General features: G+C 62.9%; 14 protein-coding genes. 7 read left to right on the forward strand and 7 right to left on the reverse strand.

The window, feature by feature from the left end; all coding sequences use genetic code 11:
- Window positions 1-234 precede the first annotated feature (234 nt).
- The 4 genes from gltA to DW645_RS03375 all read right to left on the reverse strand — a co-directional run bounded on the left by gltA (window position 235) and on the right by DW645_RS03375 (window position 4955).
- Window positions 235-1644, reverse strand: coding sequence for an NADPH-dependent glutamate synthase (gene gltA, locus DW645_RS03360; protein WP_089572633.1), 1410 nt, complete (start codon window positions 1642-1644; stop codon window positions 235-237).
- The gene (locus DW645_RS03365) at window positions 1635-2474 is read right to left on the reverse strand and encodes a sulfide/dihydroorotate dehydrogenase-like FAD/NAD-binding protein (RefSeq protein ID WP_006235793.1); all 840 of its coding nucleotides are present in this window, start codon (window positions 2472-2474) and stop codon (window positions 1635-1637) included. The genes gltA and DW645_RS03365 overlap by 10 nt, the downstream gene beginning before the upstream one ends.
- Before the next feature lie 372 nt (window positions 2475-2846).
- Complete coding sequence (pth, locus tag DW645_RS03370; protein ID WP_006235792.1) at window positions 2847-3476, reverse strand: aminoacyl-tRNA hydrolase; 630 nt, start codon at window positions 3474-3476, stop codon at window positions 2847-2849.
- Between the two features lie 351 nt (window positions 3477-3827).
- Complete coding sequence (locus tag DW645_RS03375) at window positions 3828-4955, reverse strand: hypothetical protein (protein WP_117637146.1); 1128 nt, start codon at window positions 4953-4955, stop codon at window positions 3828-3830.
- Between the two features lie 155 nt (window positions 4956-5110).
- On the opposite strand from DW645_RS03375, the gene DW645_RS03380 reads away from it, so the two are divergent.
- Entirely contained in the window at window positions 5111-5314 is a 204-nt protein-coding gene (locus tag DW645_RS03380; RefSeq protein WP_117655732.1) for a hypothetical protein, read from the forward strand.
- Between the two features lie 93 nt (window positions 5315-5407).
- Here the strand turns inward: DW645_RS03380 and DW645_RS03385 are convergent, their stop codons facing one another.
- A complete protein-coding gene (locus DW645_RS03385; protein WP_089573682.1) occupies window positions 5408-6394 on the reverse strand; it encodes a ribose-phosphate pyrophosphokinase in 987 nt (328 codons plus the stop codon).
- 192 nt (window positions 6395-6586) lie between these two features.
- Window positions 6587-7999 carry a bifunctional UDP-N-acetylglucosamine diphosphorylase/glucosamine-1-phosphate N-acetyltransferase GlmU gene (gene glmU / locus DW645_RS03390; RefSeq protein ID WP_118226284.1) on the reverse strand — a complete coding sequence of 471 codons (1413 nt, stop codon included), beginning with the start codon at window positions 7997-7999 and terminating at the stop codon, window positions 6587-6589.
- Window positions 8000-8198: 199 nt separating this feature from the next.
- Here glmU and DW645_RS03395 point away from each other — a divergent pair, with 199 nt between their 5' ends.
- From DW645_RS03395 to DW645_RS03405, 3 genes are read left to right on the forward strand one after another with little or no spacing between them, the layout of a single operon-like run.
- Window positions 8199-9086, forward strand: coding sequence for an energy-coupling factor transporter transmembrane component T (locus tag DW645_RS03395; protein ID WP_233540703.1), 888 nt, complete (start codon window positions 8199-8201; stop codon window positions 9084-9086).
- The gene (locus DW645_RS03400; protein ID WP_118226286.1) at window positions 9086-10729 is read left to right on the forward strand and encodes an ABC transporter ATP-binding protein; all 1644 of its coding nucleotides are present in this window, start codon (window positions 9086-9088) and stop codon (window positions 10727-10729) included. Before DW645_RS03395 ends, DW645_RS03400 begins: the two co-directional genes overlap by 1 nt.
- Window positions 10730-10733: 4 nt before the next feature.
- Window positions 10734-11447 (forward strand): DUF6580 family putative transport protein, encoded by a 714-nt coding sequence (locus tag DW645_RS03405; RefSeq protein WP_118226288.1) that lies wholly within the window; start codon window positions 10734-10736, stop codon window positions 11445-11447.
- Window positions 11448-11595: 148 nt separating this feature from the next.
- Here DW645_RS03405 and DW645_RS03410 read toward each other — a convergent pair whose 3' ends face one another.
- Window positions 11596-12414 carry an exodeoxyribonuclease III gene (locus DW645_RS03410; protein WP_118226290.1) on the reverse strand — a complete coding sequence of 273 codons (819 nt, stop codon included), beginning with the start codon at window positions 12412-12414 and terminating at the stop codon, window positions 11596-11598.
- A 135-nt stretch (window positions 12415-12549) separates the two neighbouring features.
- Here DW645_RS03410 and DW645_RS03415 point away from each other — a divergent pair, with 135 nt between their 5' ends.
- From DW645_RS03415 to DW645_RS03425, 3 genes are all read left to right on the forward strand, one after another.
- On the forward strand, window positions 12550-13302 hold the full coding sequence (locus DW645_RS03415; protein WP_118226292.1) for an NAD-dependent protein deacylase: 753 nt from the start codon (window positions 12550-12552) through the stop codon (window positions 13300-13302).
- Between the two features lie 95 nt (window positions 13303-13397).
- Window positions 13398-15128, forward strand: a complete 1731-nt coding sequence (gene folP, locus DW645_RS03420) for a dihydropteroate synthase (protein ID WP_118226294.1) — start codon at window positions 13398-13400, stop codon at window positions 15126-15128.
- Window positions 15129-15830, forward strand: coding sequence for a hypothetical protein (locus DW645_RS03425; protein WP_118226296.1), 702 nt, complete (start codon window positions 15129-15131; stop codon window positions 15828-15830).
- Window positions 15831-15887: the final 57 nt, after the last annotated feature.

The following is a 15887-nucleotide window of genomic DNA, read 5'->3' on the forward strand; positions in this document are numbered from 1 at the left end:
GTTACAGATTGAGATGCGGCGTGGGCGGCCGGCACAATATCTCGATCTGTAACAACTGCAGGGCTCAACGGACTCCAACTGTTACAGATTGAGACAAAACGATCAGGCAAGTCCAAAACCACCACAAAGGTGCCTGTCTCCTTTGTGGTGATCTGGGGTCTGGCATAGAAAAAGTCCCCGCCGGGCGTGTGCTCGACGGGGACTTTGCCGTTTGATGGCTAGCGCTGTGGGTGATTACTCGCCCAGCAGGCTCTTGGTGATGGAAGCGGCGGCCTTCTTGCCGGCGCCCATCGCCAGAATGACCGTAGCGGCACCGGTGACGATGTCGCCGCCGGCCCAGATGCGGGGATCGGTGGTCTGGCCGGTCTCCTCGTCGGCAACGATGTAGCCCCACTTGTTGAGCTCCATCTTGCCGCCGATCTTGGCAGCGAAGGGGTTGGCGTTGGTGCCGATAGCCGAAATAGCGACGTCGCAGGGGATCTCCTCGATGGCGCCCTCGATGGGCACCGGGCGACGACGGCCGGACTCGTCGGGCTCGCCGAGCTCCATCTTCTGGACCTTGACGGCGCACACGGAGCCGTCCTCGCCAGCGACAAACTCGAGCGGGGAGACGAGCGGCAGAACCTCGACGCCCTCGGCCTTAGCATGGTGCAGCTCGGCGCGACGGCAGGGCATCTCGTCCTCGGTACGACGGTAGGCGATGATGGCGTGCTCGGCGCCCAGGCGCTTGGCGGTACGGACGGCGTCCATGGCCACGTTGCCGCCGCCAAAGACAACGACGTTCTTGCCGTGCTTGGTGGGGGTGTCGTACTCGGGGAACTTGTTGGCCTTCATCAGGTTCACGCGGGTGAGGTACTCGTTAGCGAAGAAGACGTTGGGCAGGTTCTCGCCGGGGACGTTGAGGAACTTGGGCAGGCCAGCGCCGGTCGCCACGTAGATGGCGTCGAAGCCCTGCTCGAACAGCTCCTCGGCCGTGGCCATGTTGCCCACGACGGAGTTGTACTCAAACTTGACGCCCATGTCCTCCAAGCCGTCGATCTCGCGCTTGACGACTGCCTTGGGCAGGCGGAACTCGGGGATGCCGTAGACCAGCACGCCGCCGCCGGTGAAGAAGGCCTCGAAGACGGTAACGTCAAAGCCGTTACGGGCGAGCTCGCCGGCGCAGGTGATGCCGGACGGGCCGGAGCCGACGACGGCGACCTTCTTGCCGTTCTTGGGGGCCATCTTGGGCGTGGAAGCGAGCTCGGGGCGGTCACCCAGGAAGCGCTCGAGCTGGCCGATGGCCACGGGCTCGGACTTCTTACCACGGATGCACTTGCCCTCGCACTGGTTCTCCTGCGGGCAGACGCGGCCGCAGATGGCGGGAAGCATGGAGTCCTCGCGGATGGTATCGAGAGCGCCGCCGAAGTCCTTCGCGCGGATCTGCTCGATAAAGCGGGGGATGTTGATGTTGACGGGGCAGCCCTCAACACAGAACGGCTTCTTGCAGTTGAGGCAGCGCTCGGCCTCGGCCAGCGCCATCTCCTCGGTGAAGCCCTTGTCGACGGGGCGGAAGTCGCAGGCGCGCTCGGCAGCCGGCTCCTCGTTATCGGGGGTGCGGGGCGACTTCATATCGGCAACGAAACGACCGTTAACTAGTGGCATGCGCAGCTCTTTTCCTCATAAGCCTTGAGGGACTCGCCCTCTTCGGAACGGTAAGCGGCCTGGCGGGCACGAAGGTCATCCCAGTCGACCAGGGTGGCATCGAAGTCGGGGCCGTCGACGCAAGCGAACTTGGTCACGCCGCCCACCTCGACGCGGCAGCAGCCGCACATGCCGGTGCCGTCAACCATGATGGGGTTGAGGGACGCGGTAATGGGGGTGTCGTACTTCTGGGCGGTGAGGGTCGAGAACTTCATCATCGGAACGGGGCCGACGCAGAAGACCTGGCTCACGGCCTTGTCCTGCAGCAGGCGCTCCAGCGGAGCGGTGACAACGCCCTGCTCGCCGTAGGAGCCGTCATCGGTGGTGATATGGATGTGGTCCTCGTCGAGGAGCTCGCGGAACTGGTCCTCCATGAGCAGGAGGTCCTTGGTGCGGGCGCCCATGATGGCGTGGACCTCGTGGCCGGTCTCGACCAGGTGCTTGGCGACCGGGAAGGCAATTGCCAGGCCGACGCCGCCGCCAATGACGGCGCAGGGGCCCTCGGCCATCTCGGTGGGAACGCCCAGCGGGCCCACGACGTCGCGCAGTGACTCGCCGGCCTCATAGGTGGAAAGCATCTCGGTGGTCTTGCCGATCACCATGAAGATGAACTCGACCCAGCCCTCGTCACCGTTCCAACCGGCCAGGGTAAACGGGACACGCTCGCCCGTCTCGTTGGCGCGAACCATGAGGAACTGTCCAGCGTGCGCATGCTTGGCGATTGCGGGCGCCTCGATGCGGAACTTGAACACCTTCTCCGAGAACTGCGTCTTCTCCAGGATCTTATACATAGAACCCCTCTCTTGTTAGGGCGGCCGAACCGTGCCTCCACAGAAATGGACGGCAGCCCGAGTAAAACCGTACGCGCACAGGCGTTGTGCAGACATACGGTGCAAATTATACCCTCATGGACATGCTGTTTACGTGTGTCTTCGGCGGTTGGGAAAAGGGCTTATCCACTTCGTCCTGCCGAATAGGGGCAGGTTTATTTTGGTCAGTTTTATCAGGTAAAACAGCAAAGGGGGCCGGCCTCGGGTTGTGATGAGTCCGGCCCCCTTTGGGGTGCTATGCGTGTATGGCGGCGCGCGGTTTATCGTGATGCCGCAACTGGGGCATTTCCGCAGGTAAAACCTGCCAAAAAACCTGCCCCTAAATGATAGGTTTTAGTGCTTGCCGTTGGCGGAGGCGGCACCGTTGACGTGGTCGCGGGCATAGACCACGCCGTGCACGATCGCCAGGCCGGCGGCGTCGGCCGCGCGGGCACAGGTGTCCTGGAAGTCCTCGGCCTCGCGGGCGCGCAGCTGCTTAAGCACGTAGTCGGCGACGGCCATCTTGCCGGGAGGGTTGCCGATGCCGGTTCGGATGCGGCTGAAGTCGCGGCTGCCCATCTTGTCGATGATGGAGCGCAGGCCGTTGTGGCCGGCGTGGCCACCGCCCACCTTGACGCGCACGTCACCGGCGGGGATGTCGAGCTCGTCGTGGATGACGAGCAGCTCCTCGGCCTTGATCTTGTACTCGCGGCAGAGCTTGGAGATGGGGCCACCCGAGGTATTCATATACGACTGCGGCTTGACCAGCACGATCTGGCGCTTGCCACCCTCTTCCTCGGGATCGTTGATGTTGATGAGTGCGACCTCGGCGCCGGCCTGGTTTTTCCAGTACGTGACGCCGGCCTGACGGGCCAGCTCGTCAATCGCCTTAAAGCCGGCGTTGTGGCGGGTCTCGGCATATTCCTCGCCCGGGTTGCCAAGCCCGGCAACCATGCGAATCTTAAGCGGCTGTGCAGCTGCCATGTTCATCCTTTCGTTGATTTGTCGCCTGCTATGGTGAGCGACCCTGTTGCCGCTGTCAAATGGAGGGTAATTGAGGGCGTTTGGGGGCGTTTGGACGGCCGTCGAAATCCGAGGTGGACAGTTAGTTCAGATACGTATAAGTTCTGAGGACTCGAATTACTCAATTCAATGCCGATACGTTGTTTTGGAGCTTTAGTTAGTCCATATGGCGCTGTTTTGAAGTCTACCCTGCCTTCAAATAGGGCGAATGGTATAGAGATAGCTGCAAAACAGTCTAATTCAATGCGTCCATTTATACGTATTTGAACTAACTGCCCAGCCCTGCTCGACGGCGCACGGGTGATTCGCCGTTTAGACCGGCGCGAGGCCGGTTCCGGCCCGCAGAGCGTTGAGCCAAGCGGCCTGACGCTTGCGATAGCCCTTGATACGGTACCGGAATCGGACTCCTGCGAGTCGATGCATCGTTTGGGCGAAGGCTTCGAGTGCAACAAGGTCTTTCATTTGGTCGCGATTGATAACCAGGACGTGGATGCCCATGGCCTTGAGGCCATTATTTCGATTGCCATCGTGGATGCGAGCGTTTTGAAGCTCATGCCCAATTCCGTTGTATTCGTTGTCGACTCCGGCTGCCGGGCAATATAGGTCGCAGATGGCATAGGGGATGCCCGAGGACATGTTGACCGCAAGAGTATCGAAGTCGATTCGATGGTTGAGTTGCAGGCCTCCCATGGGCAGGCTGCAACATCCGAATCCGCCAAAGCGCATGGGCGCTCCGAGAACGGCAAACATTAGGGATTCGGCTGGGGATGCGGATCCAGCCCGGGCGAGTTTGACTGCCGTGCGAAACGAGGCGTATGAGCTACTTTTGGCGAACCGTGCGACCGCCTCGAGCTCTTCGATGGTCGTGGCGGGCTTGCATTTGTAGTGCGCCTGTTCATAGCGGGTTTCGTTCTGTTGTTCGGCCGCTGACTGGTTGCCCAGGCAATCAAGATCGCCCGTCGCTTCGTAGCCATCGCCCTTGGGCCAGATGTCGTCATGGGCAATGGGGTATGTTGCCCCGGGAGGAAGGGAGTAAGTTCCGACCAGTTCCATGAGAAGCATCAAGGTTTTGGCGACTGATTCATTTTTAGAACAAAGCATGGCTGTCATGGCAGGAGACGTTGCGTAGATGTCGGCCTCGACGTGCATAATTGCACCTTCAGGAAGCGGAGCGGAGAGAATATGCTGAAGAAGTCGCTTGTCGGGGCGTCGGTTGCCTTCGTTTGAAACGAGAAGATCGAGCAGCTCGGAATCATCTTCATTCCAGGCGTCGAGTATCGAAAGTGCGCCAAAGTCTATCGCGTCATTATTGGGAATGCAGCTAGCCAAGGCCTGTGCTTGCTGTTCACTATCAATGGAGCTCCAGGGTAGGGCAGAGTACGCCCGTCGTGCGCGACGAATTGCGCGGAGGGCGGAGAAATGTGAAATCACGGTCGTCATAGCTATAACGTACTAAGTTGGCGGCAGAATGCGACCGCCATACCGTTCTTTTCGCTCAGCGGGGTGCTGGGCGCCATGAACGGCCGGGTGTTAGGAAATCGGTGGAATCGGTTGAGGGGATTGCAGGAAATTGAGCTCTGCCGAGAAGGTTGACGATGGCTACTGGACAGTTAGTTCAGATACGTATAAGGCGGCGGGCGTTCGAGGTGTTTCTAAGGGCCTTCGAGGGCGATTTGAAGATAATATATGCGGCGGTTGTACTCGAAAACGATGAGCTTCGGGCGGCATGGCATCCGCCGGGGAGCTCAGAAGGCTCCGAACGGACCTTTGGAGCTTTAAAAAATACGTATCTGAACTAACTGTCCAGGGCGGATTGGCGAGGAATAGAAAAAGGGTCGGAAGCGAGCTTCCGACCCTTTAAAAACATCAAAGATGATGCGATACGCGTTGGACTACAGCGCGAAGTCGCCGCCGACGAGCGTGGAGACGGGCTCCTCGTGGTAAACGGCGGAGATGGCCTGAGCGAACTCCTCGGCGACCGAGATGGTCTTGATCTTGCCGCCGACCTCGACGGGGATGGCGTCGGTGACGACGCACTCGACGATGGGGGCATCGTTCAGGCGCTCGATGGCCGGACCGGAGAAGATGCCGTGGGTGGCGCAGACGTAGATGTCGCCGGCGCCCATAGCCTTGAGCTCCTTGACGTTGGCGCACAGGGTGCCAGCGGTGTCGATCATGTCGTCGTTGATGATGCAGGTCTTACCCTTGATGTCACCGATGATGCCCATGACCTCGGCGGCGTTGTGGCGCGGACGGCCCTTGTGGGCGATGGCCAGGTCGCAGCCGAGCATGTCGGACAGCTTCTTGGCGGCCTTGGCGCGACCCACGTCGGGGGAGACGACAACCAGGTTGTCGGTGTCGAAGTGCATGTCGTTGTAGTACTGGCCAAACAGCGGCAGTGCGGACAGGTGGTTAACCGGGATATCGAAGAAGCCCTGGATCTGGCCCTGGTGCAGGTCGAGGGTGATGATGCGGTTGACGCCGGCGCGCTCGAGCAGGTTGGCGACGAGGCGGGCGGTGATGGGCTCGCGCGGGCCGGCCTTGCGGTCCTGGCGGGCATAGCCGTAGTGGGTGATAACGGCGGTGATGGAGCGGGCGGATGCGCGCTTGGCAGCGTCGGTGGCGATGAGCAGCTCCATGAGCATGTCGTTGACGTTGCCACCGGCCACGGACTGAATCAGGAAGACGTCGGCGCCGCGGACGGTCTCGTCGTAGCGGGCGTAAATCTCACCATTGGCGAACTGCTTTAGCGTAAGGCCCGAAAGCTCGACCCCAAGGTACTCAGCAATCTTCTGAGCGAGGGGACGGTTGGAGGAACCGGAATACACGCGGATAGACTTGCGCATATTCTCCGACTTCTCGGGATCATTAATCGGCATTACCCTTCTCCTTTATACATCGAATGCCATATAGATGCCTTGTTGCATTGTAACCGCGCGGCGGGGTTTATCGGGTCCTGATAACGTCTTTACCGCCAACGGACACGAACCGACCACTCATCCGGTTGCGCAGGTCACGATAGAAAAAGGAGCCGCCCCCATGGAGCAGCTCCTTTTGTGCTTGGTAAAACGTTATACCTCGTCGTCCTCGTGCAGGCGGCGGCGGTAATCGGCGGCCCAGCCCTCAATATTTACCTGACGGGCGCGGCCCAGACCAAGTGCGTCGGCCGGGACCGGCTCGGTGATGACGGAGCCAGCGGCCACGAGCGCGCCGTCGCCGATCTGGGCGGGCGCGACCATCATGGTGTCGGAGCCAATGAAGGCATCCTTGCCGATGACGGTCTTGTGCTTGTGCACGCCATCGTAGTTGCAGGTGATGGAGCCCGCGCCCACGTTGACGCCGGAGCCCATGGTGGTGTCGCCGATGTAGGACAGGTGCGGCACCTTGGAGCCCTCGCCGATCGTGGACTTCTTGATCTCCACGTGCGTGCCGGCCTTGGAGCCGTCGAGCATGTGGGTGCCCGGGCGCAGGTAGGCGCGCGGGCCGCAGTCGACGCCGTTCTCGATGACGGCCTCGATGGCGATGGTCTCATCGATGGTGCAGCCGCTGCCGACGGTGGTGTCGGTGAGGCGGCTGTTGGGACCGAGCTGGCACTCCTCGCCCACGGTGACGTGGCCGATCAGGTGCGTCTGCGGCCACACGACGGTATCGCGGCCGATAACGGCATCGGGGCCGATCCAGGCCTGTGTGGGGTCGATGAAGGTAACGCCCTCGGCCATCCAGTGCTCGTTGATGCGGTCGCGCGCGATAGCGGTGAGCTGTGCGAGCTGGATGCGGCTGTTGACGCCCAGGCCGTCGCGGTAGTCGTCGCAGTGGAAGATGGAGACAGCCTGGCCGTGGCCCTTGAGGATTTCGAGCATGTCGGGCAGGTAGTACTCGGATTGCGCGTTGTCGTTGCCGATCTCGTTAATGTGGGCGGCGAGCTGCGCGCCGTCAAAGGCGTAGCAGCCGGCGTTGCACTCCAGCAGCGTGGCGGCCTGCTCGGGCGTGCAGTCCTTCTGCTCGATGATGCGCTCGATCTGACCATCGGCGCCCAGCTTGATGCGGCCGTAGCCGAAAGGATCGGGCGGGGTCATGGTCATGACGGTGCAGGCGAGCTCGCCGGTGGCGACGGTTTGCGCGAACTTGGCGACGGTGTCGGCGGTGATGAGCGGCAGGTCGCCGTTGAGCACCACGACGGGGCCTTGCGTGATGCCACAGGCCTCGAGCGCGACCTTCACGGCGTGACCGGTGCCCAGACGCTCGGTCTGCTCGACGCACTCGACCTTGGTGGCGCTGTTGGCGTAGGCGCCGTCGATGAGGGCGCGCATCTCGTCGGCGTGGCTGCCGATGACAACCACGACGCGGCTGCAGCCGGCCTTGATGGTAGCGTCGACGATCCACTGGACCATGGGCTTACCCAGGATCTTGTGCGAAACCTTGCAGTGGTTCGACTTCATGCGGGTGCCCTCGCCGGCAGCGAGGATAATTGCGGTTGCGTCCATGTGATCTCCTGTTACGTTATAGAGACGTGTGTTTGGAAACGATACACGGCGCAATATGATACCGCAGGCATATGACGAGCGCGTAACGATTGGTTTGCGGCGGTTGAGGCTTGCGCCGCCGGCGTGGCGTTTGCACTGCGTGCGTGCGGCGTTGGCGGTGCTGCGGAGCTGTTGTTTGAGCGGGGGGACGGGGGTGCCCGTGGACAACATACGAGAGGAGTTTGGCGGCGAGCCCGTCGCGGCATTCTCGATGTCGCATCCGGCTGTGCCGGCCCTCTATATAGTGCTGACGCTGGGGCTTACTATGTTCTCGATGCAGCCGGTGCTGATTGCGCTGTCACTTGCGGGCGGGCTGGCGTATGGATTTGCGACGCGTGGGGCTGCCCGCACGCTGGGCGCACTCCGCTGGCAGCTGCCGGTGATTTTGATCGTTGCGGTGCTCAATCCGCTGTTTAGCGCCTCGGGCTCGACGGAGCTGTTCCGTATTGGCATGCGCGCGGTGTATCTGGAGAGCATGGTATACGGCCTGTGCATGGGCGGGCTGTTTGTGGCGAGCGTGCTGTGGTTTGAGGCGGCGGCGTCGATGCTCGAATACGACAAGGTGCTCGCGCTGCTGGGCAATGCCGCACCGGTGATTGCGCTCATGATCTCGATGTGCATGAGGCTTATCCCGCAGTTTTTGCGCCGCGGTCGTACGGTGTTGGCGGTGCAGGATGCGATTGATGTGCCGGGCCGCGCGCCGGCCGACCCCGTGCGCTCGCGCCTGCGGGCGTCGAGCGTGTTGATGGGCTGGGGCATGGAAGATTCGCTGGAGCGCGCGGACGCGATGCGCTCGCGCGGGTGGGGTGCCGCGACGCGTCGTACGACGTATGCGCGGTATCGACTGGGGCGCAGCGACGTTGCCGCGCTGGCCGGGCTCGCACTGTTTGGTGCTGTCGCGGTGGCGGTGGCGTGGACCGCGACGACGCAGTATTCGTTTTATCCGCAGCTCTCGGTGCCGGCGCCGTGGCTGGGCTATGTCGTGTACGCTGCCTGGATGATGCTGCCTTGCGCGTTGCACGCGATTGATGAGAAGAGGTTTGGCTGATGGCTCGGTTGGATAGGGGCCCGGTGTCGGGCGCGGCGTGCGGCCCGGATATTCCGGCGATTGAGGTGCAGGGCCTTAGTTTTGCCTATCCCGGGGCCGAGGCACCGGTGCTCGAGGGGCTTGATTGGCGTGTTCCCCAAGGTGCATTTGCGCTGCTTGTTGGCGGTACCGGATCGGGTAAGTCGACGCTGCTGTCGCTGCTCAAGCCCGAGATCGCGCCGGCGGGCGAGCGCACTGGTGATGCGCGCGTGCTGGGCGAGAACGTTGCCGACATGGACGTGCGGGCATCGGCGGAGCGCGTGGGCTATGTGTTCCAGGATCCCGAGAACCAGATCGTGTGCGAAACCGTGTGGCACGAGATGGCGTTTGGCCTGGAAAACTTGGGGCTAGCACGTGATGAGATGCGCCGTCGCGTAGCTGAGACCAGCTATTTCTTTGGTCTGGAGGACTGGCTTCATCGCGATACCGATACGCTTTCGGGCGGCCGCAAGCAGCTGCTGTCGCTTGCCGCCGTCCTGGCGCTGTGTCCGCGTGTGCTGCTACTCGACGAGCCCACGTCTCAGCTCGATCCCGTTGCCGAGAAGAATTTTCTGCACGCGCTGTTTCGTGTGAATCGCGAGCTGGGCTGCACGGTTGTTGTGGCTACGCATCAACCGCGCCCAATGCTCGAGTATGCGACGTGTGCGTACCGGATTGAGGACGGTCGCGTGCGCGAGGTGGCGGATATGGCTTCTTTGGGACGCCGAGAATCGCTGTTTTCCGACGACATGTTGGGGCGGGGTGCCGTCCGATGTGCAAAAAACGGAGTATTCAGCAGGCGTGAGGACAATTTGGGCTCTCTGGAGCCGCCCGGGGACGTATCGAGCGCGAAAAAAAGTTCGGAATTGGACAAATCGTCCGAATTTGTGGCGCAAACGTCGCTCGAGAACGGCTCGGAAGCCTTCCCGCGCACGGATGGGAGCAGAATACTCCAAAAAATGCACGGCGGGTCGGCTACCACCCTGGCAGGGAGCTGGTTTCGCTACGATCGCGCGTGCGGTTGGGTGCTGCGCGGGCTCGATGCGTCGTTTTCGGCTGGCGCGGTGCATGCAGTCGTGGGCGGAAACGGCTGCGGCAAGTCGACGATGCTTTCGGTGCTGGCCAAGGCTGCCAAGCTGCAGCGTGGTCGTATGGTGCGCGGGGCGGCCTCGGCTGCGCTGCTGCCGCAGAACCCCAAGGCCCTGCTGGTTGCCGAGACGGTGCGCGACGAGCTGATGGAATGGGCCTCGACCTGCGGATATGACGAGAACTTGGCGCGGGAGCGTGCGGCGCAACTGGGATTGGACGGCCTGGAGACGCGCCACCTATACGATCTTTCGGGCGGACAGCGCCAGCTGCTTGCGTTGGCAAAGCTGCTGCTGATCGGCCCCGAGCTGCTGTTGCTTGATGAGCCCACCAAGGGCCTTGACCTGGCAAGTCGCTGCATTATCGCCCGCGCCCTGCGTGACCATGCGAAGGCTGGCGGCACCGTCATTATGGCCACGCACGATCTGGATTTTGCCGAGCAGGTTGCCGATGACATTGCCATGATGTTTGGCGGCGAGATCGCCTGCATGGAGCCGCCGACCGACTTCTTTGCCGACAACGTGTTTTATAGGGCGTGATGGGATGGCGGATTATCGCATCGTGCGCCTACTCGCAAAACTGGAGATACCGCTGCTGCTGGCGGTGCCAGCCGTGATGGCTGCGGCGCTGCTGGCGGGCGTTGAGCAGGCGGCGCTCGCCATGCTTGTCGTGGTGGCGCTGGTGCTTGCGCTGTTCTTTGCAGGCTACGAGGCGTCGCGACCGGGCCTGCGCCAGATTATGCCAACGCTGGTTCTGGCGGCGTTGGCCGCGGCGGGGCGCATCTTGTTTGGCCCCATTCCCGACTTTAAACCCGTGAGTGCCATCGCCATTATCGCGGGGGCGACGCTTGGCCGCCGCAATGGTTTTATGGTTGGCGCGCTGGCGGCGCTGACCAGCAATTTCTTTTTTGGACAGGGCATATGGACGCCGTGGCAGATGTATGCTTGGGGGCTCGTGGGATACGTTGGCGGTGCGCTGGCGCATGCCGGCGCTTTTGATCGCGCCGATGGCACCGTGCGTATGCCGGCGCTGCTGACCTACGGCTTTGCTTCGGGTTTGCTGTACGGCGTTGTGATCAACGCCTACGACATTATCGGTTTTGTTCAACCGCTCACGTGGGCGGGTGCCATGGCGCGTCTTGCCACCGCCGTACCGTTCGATATCACGCACGGCCTTGCGACCTGCGTGTTTTTGGTCGCCCTGTACAAGCCTTGGTGTCGCCGCATCAATCGAGTCGTCGTGAAATACGGACTGTAGGGCATTTCGCGTTCCCTCACGAACTTGCGGTGGAATAGTTCTCGTTTTTGGCTATTTGCTGCCCAAACAGGAACTATTCCACCGCAACTTATAGGGGGAGAGGGGTCACATGATCCGTTTTCCTCCGTCCCCAGGAGATCAGTTGGGGCTAGAGCTCTAGCGTGAGGGTGACGGGGCAGTGGTCGCTGCCGAAGATGTCGCCGCGGATGCCGGTGTCGCGCACGTTGGCGGCGATTGTGTCGCTCACCAGGAAGTAGTCGATGCGCCAGCCGGCGTTGTTCTTGCGGGCATTAAAGCGGTAGCTCCACCAACTGTAGACGCCCTCGACGTCGGGGTTTGCCGCGCGCCAGGTATCGGTAAAGCCGGCATTGAGCAGCTCGGTAAACTTGCCGCGCTCTTCGTCCGAAAAGCCCGCGTTGCCGCGGTTGGACTTGGGATTCTTAAGGTCGATCTCCTCGTGCGCCACGTTAAAGTCGCCGCAGGTCACGACGGGTTTTCCGGTCTCGCGCTCAAGTGCGCTCAAAAAGCCGCGGTAGGCATCGTCCCACGCCATGCGCACATCGATGCGCGCGAGCTCGTTTTGGGCGTTGGGCGTATAGACGTCGACAAACCAAAACTTATCGAACTCGAGTGCGCAGACGCGTCCCTCGGTTGCGGCCTGGGCAACGAGTTCGGCCGCCTCGCCCTCGCCGGCGTAGGGCAGCAGGGCATCGGCGCGCAGCACGCGCAGCGGTTCCTGGCGGCTAAAGACCGCGGTGCCCGAATAGCCTTTGCGCTCGGCGTAGCTCCAGGTTTGATGATAGCCGGCCAGGTCGATATCGACCTGGCCCTCTTGCAGCTTGGTCTCTTGCAGCGCCAAGATATCGACGTCGAGTTCTTGCGCGATCTGGATAAAGCTCGGGTCCTTTTTGAGCACGGCGCGCAGGCCGTTAACGTTCCACGAGGCGAAAGTGTAAGTCTGAGGCATGGTGTCCTTTCGACGGGGTTGGCAGGCTTAAGATTAGCGCAACAGGGGCGGGGCGGGCTCCGCGCATGCTGACTTAAAGGCCGCATGCTGGGACGTCGCCCAACGCTGCCCGACTAACAAGGACGGAGGACTCATATGACGCAGGCAATATCGGACCCCAAACAGGCCTCCGCCGCGCTGGCTGAGCTGTTCGAAACCCATAGCCACGTGGTCTTCTTTGGCGGCGCTGGTGTTTCCACGGCGAGCGGCATCCCCGATTTCCGCAGCGTGGATGGCCTGTATCACCAGCAGTTTGCCTATCCGCCCGAGACCATGCTCTCGCATAGCTTTTACGAGGCGCATCCGGCCGAGTTCTTCGACTTCTACCGCACCAAGATGATCGCGCTTGGCGCCAAGCCCAACCGCTGCCACACCAAGCTGGCCGAGCTGGAGCGCGCCGGTAAGCTTGATGCCGTGGTGACGCAAAATATCGACGGCCTGCATCAGATGGCCGGCTCGCAGCGCGTGTTCGAGCTGCACGGCTCGGTCCATCGCAACATTTGCCAGTCGTGCGGCGCGGTCTATAGCGCCGAGTGGATTTGCTCGCGCGAGCACGAGGATGCCGCGGGCGTACCCGTGTGCCCCGCGTGCGGCGGCCGCATCAAGCCCGATGTAGTGCTCTACGAAGAGCCACTCGATGAGCATGTGTTGACCGGTGCCGTTGCCGCCATCGCCGCGGCCGATGCCCTCATTGTGGGCGGGACCTCGTTCGTGGTGTATCCGGCGGCGGGCCTTACGCGTTACTTTACCGGCGATACGCTGGCCATATGCAACCTTGCTCCCACCGATCAGGATGCAAATGCCGACCTGCTGATTTCTTGCGACATCGCGGCCGCGTTTGCGTTCTAGCCCGTGTGCGCGGATACAATAGAAAGACTGAGTGCAAAGCGACCCCGCCGCCAGCTCCCCAAGCTCGGCGGCGTGGGCATTTTAGGAGGATGTTCATGGCGAACGACAGCAAGACATGGCGGTGCGGAAAGTATGAGCTCAGCTTTGACCGTCCGCGCATCATGGGCGTCCTCAACGTGACGCCCGATTCGTTTAGCGATGGCGGGGAGCACTTCGACCCGGATGCCGCCATCGAGTACGGCCTGGCGATGCTCGACGCCGGCGCCGACATCATCGACGTGGGCGGTGAGTCCACGCGCCCCGGCTTTACCCCGGTCAATCCCGATGAGGAAGCGCGCCGCGTGCTGCCCGTGGTGCGCGCGCTGGCCAAAGAGGGCGCCATCGTCTCGATTGACACGCGTCATGTGGCGGTTGCCAAGGCGGCCGTGCGCTGCGGCGCCTCGATCGTCAACGACGTGACCGGCTTCACCGACCCCAAGATGGTCGAGTTTGTTAAGACGAGCACCTGTGGCGTCATCGTGATGCATGCCGGCGAGGTCGCCGCGCCCGCGCGCACGCACGCAACGGTGCAGCTCGATACCTCGGCAGCGGCGTTTGTTGCCGAGAAGGCGCGCGAGGCGGCTGCCGAGGCCGCGCGTGAGGCTGAGAAGCCGGCTCGCCGCCGTCGCGGCAAGTTGCTGGGCGAGCCTAAGCCGGAGGCCAAGCTTCCGGGCGGCGTGGTGCAGCCCTCGTTGCCGTTTGGCGATCCGGAGCCCGCGACCGAGCCTGCAAGCGAGCAGGAGACGCCGGCCGCCGAGCAGGCTGCTGCCGCCGAGACCGTCGCGCCCGCGCCCGAGGCCACCGAGGCCGCATCGGAGCCCAATGACCGCCTGGCCGCCATGATGCGCCGCAGCGCCCGCCGCGAGGAAGCCTACGTGCCCACCTCGCAGCTCCGCCGCTTCACCCTGCCCGATTCGGCGCCCATCATGCGCCGCGTCATGGGCTTTCTGTCCGACCAGGCCCGCGCGCTCATCCACGCCGGCGTGTCGCGCGACCGCATCTGCATTGATCCCGGTCCGGGCTTTGGCAAGACGGCCAACGAGGACATCGTCATCCAGCGCGAGACTGCCAAGATGGCGTCACTGGGTTATCCGCTCATGTGCGCCGTATCGCGCAAGCGCTTTGTGGGCGCTGTCTCGGGCGTGACCGAGTCCGCCGCGCGCGATGCCGCCACGTTTGGCGTGTGCCTGGGCGCTATCCAGGCCGGTGCCAACATCGTGCGCGTGCACGACGTCACTGGCTTTGCGCAGTTCCTGAACGGCTACTGGGCTGTCGCAAAGCCGCAGCCGCGCCGTGCGTTTGTGGCCGTGGGCTCCAACCTGGGGCATCGTTGCGACAACATCCGCGCCGCACGCGACATGATTGCCGAGATTCCGCTTACCTGCGTGTCCAACTGCTCGCGCATCTACGAGAGCGAGCCGGCCTACGAGACGCGCCAGGATGCGTTTGCCAACGCCGTCATTGAGATTAAGACCGAGCTGGCGCCGTTGGTGCTGCTCGACGAGCTTATGAAGATCGAGGCCGAGCTGGGGCGCGACCGCTCCAAGAAGGCCAAGGTCAACGGCCCGCGCACCATCGACCTGGACCTGCTGTGGATGGACGGCGAGACCCACGGCGGCAAAAAGCTGCGCCTGCCGCATCCGCTCATTGGCGAGCGCGACTTTGTGCTGGTGCCGCTCGAGGACCTGATGCACGACCCGGCGCGGTTCTTCCGCTACAACGGCGTCGAGGTCAAGGAGCCCGAGGACCGCGTGGGCCATATCGTGGGCGAATTGGGGCGTATGTAGATGATTGAGATGAATGCTGTGGCCGTTGGCACCGAGCTTGACGCCGCGCGCGACGCGGGTCGCGAGGGTGCGTCCGCGGGCTGGTGCGCGTGGAGCGCGGGCGAGGCGTCGCTGACGTTTTCGCTGGTCGTGCGCCCCGATGTGAATATGCACGCCTTCCACGGCCTGCCGTTTGTGGCCGCGATGGGCATGATGGACGCGCTCGTGGGCACGGCTTCGACGCCGGGGTTGGGCCTTGCCGGTAAAGTGGGTATCCAGTGGCCGAGCGATATCGTGTGCGGTGCGCCTGCGTTTGAGACGTCGCTCGCGCGTGTTGCCGTGAACGGCGGTGCCGGTGCCGCGGGCATGTTCGGTGCCGTGACGGTGGATATTGAGCGCTCGGCGCTGAGCGAGCTCGGTGTGGATGTGGCCGACGAAGCGCTGGTCGAGGCGCTGTCCGCCGCCGTGCTGACCCGCGTGGACGCCTGGGCGGTTGTTGCCAACACGCCGCAGAGCGCTGCCGGTCCGCTGGCTCCCGTGCTGGGCGAGTATTTCGATATGGTGCCGCTGCTGGGCCGCCAAGTTGCGGCGGTGTCGCCCAACGGCCTGCCGCTCGCGGTCGGTGTGTTCGCGGGTCTGGACATCTGGGGCCGCGCGACCATCAAGACCGATGCCGGCGAGCAGGAGTTTCCGCCCGAGGCCGTACGGATTCGCGGACTGTAACGCGGGGCGTTCGCGCCCAAAGATAGACATGACAACAAGACCCTCCTCGGCCTGTGC

It is taken from the genome of Collinsella sp. AM23-17 (assembly GCF_003470945.1).
Taxonomy (GTDB): Bacteria; Actinomycetota; Coriobacteriia; order Coriobacteriales; family Coriobacteriaceae; genus Collinsella; species Collinsella aerofaciens_O.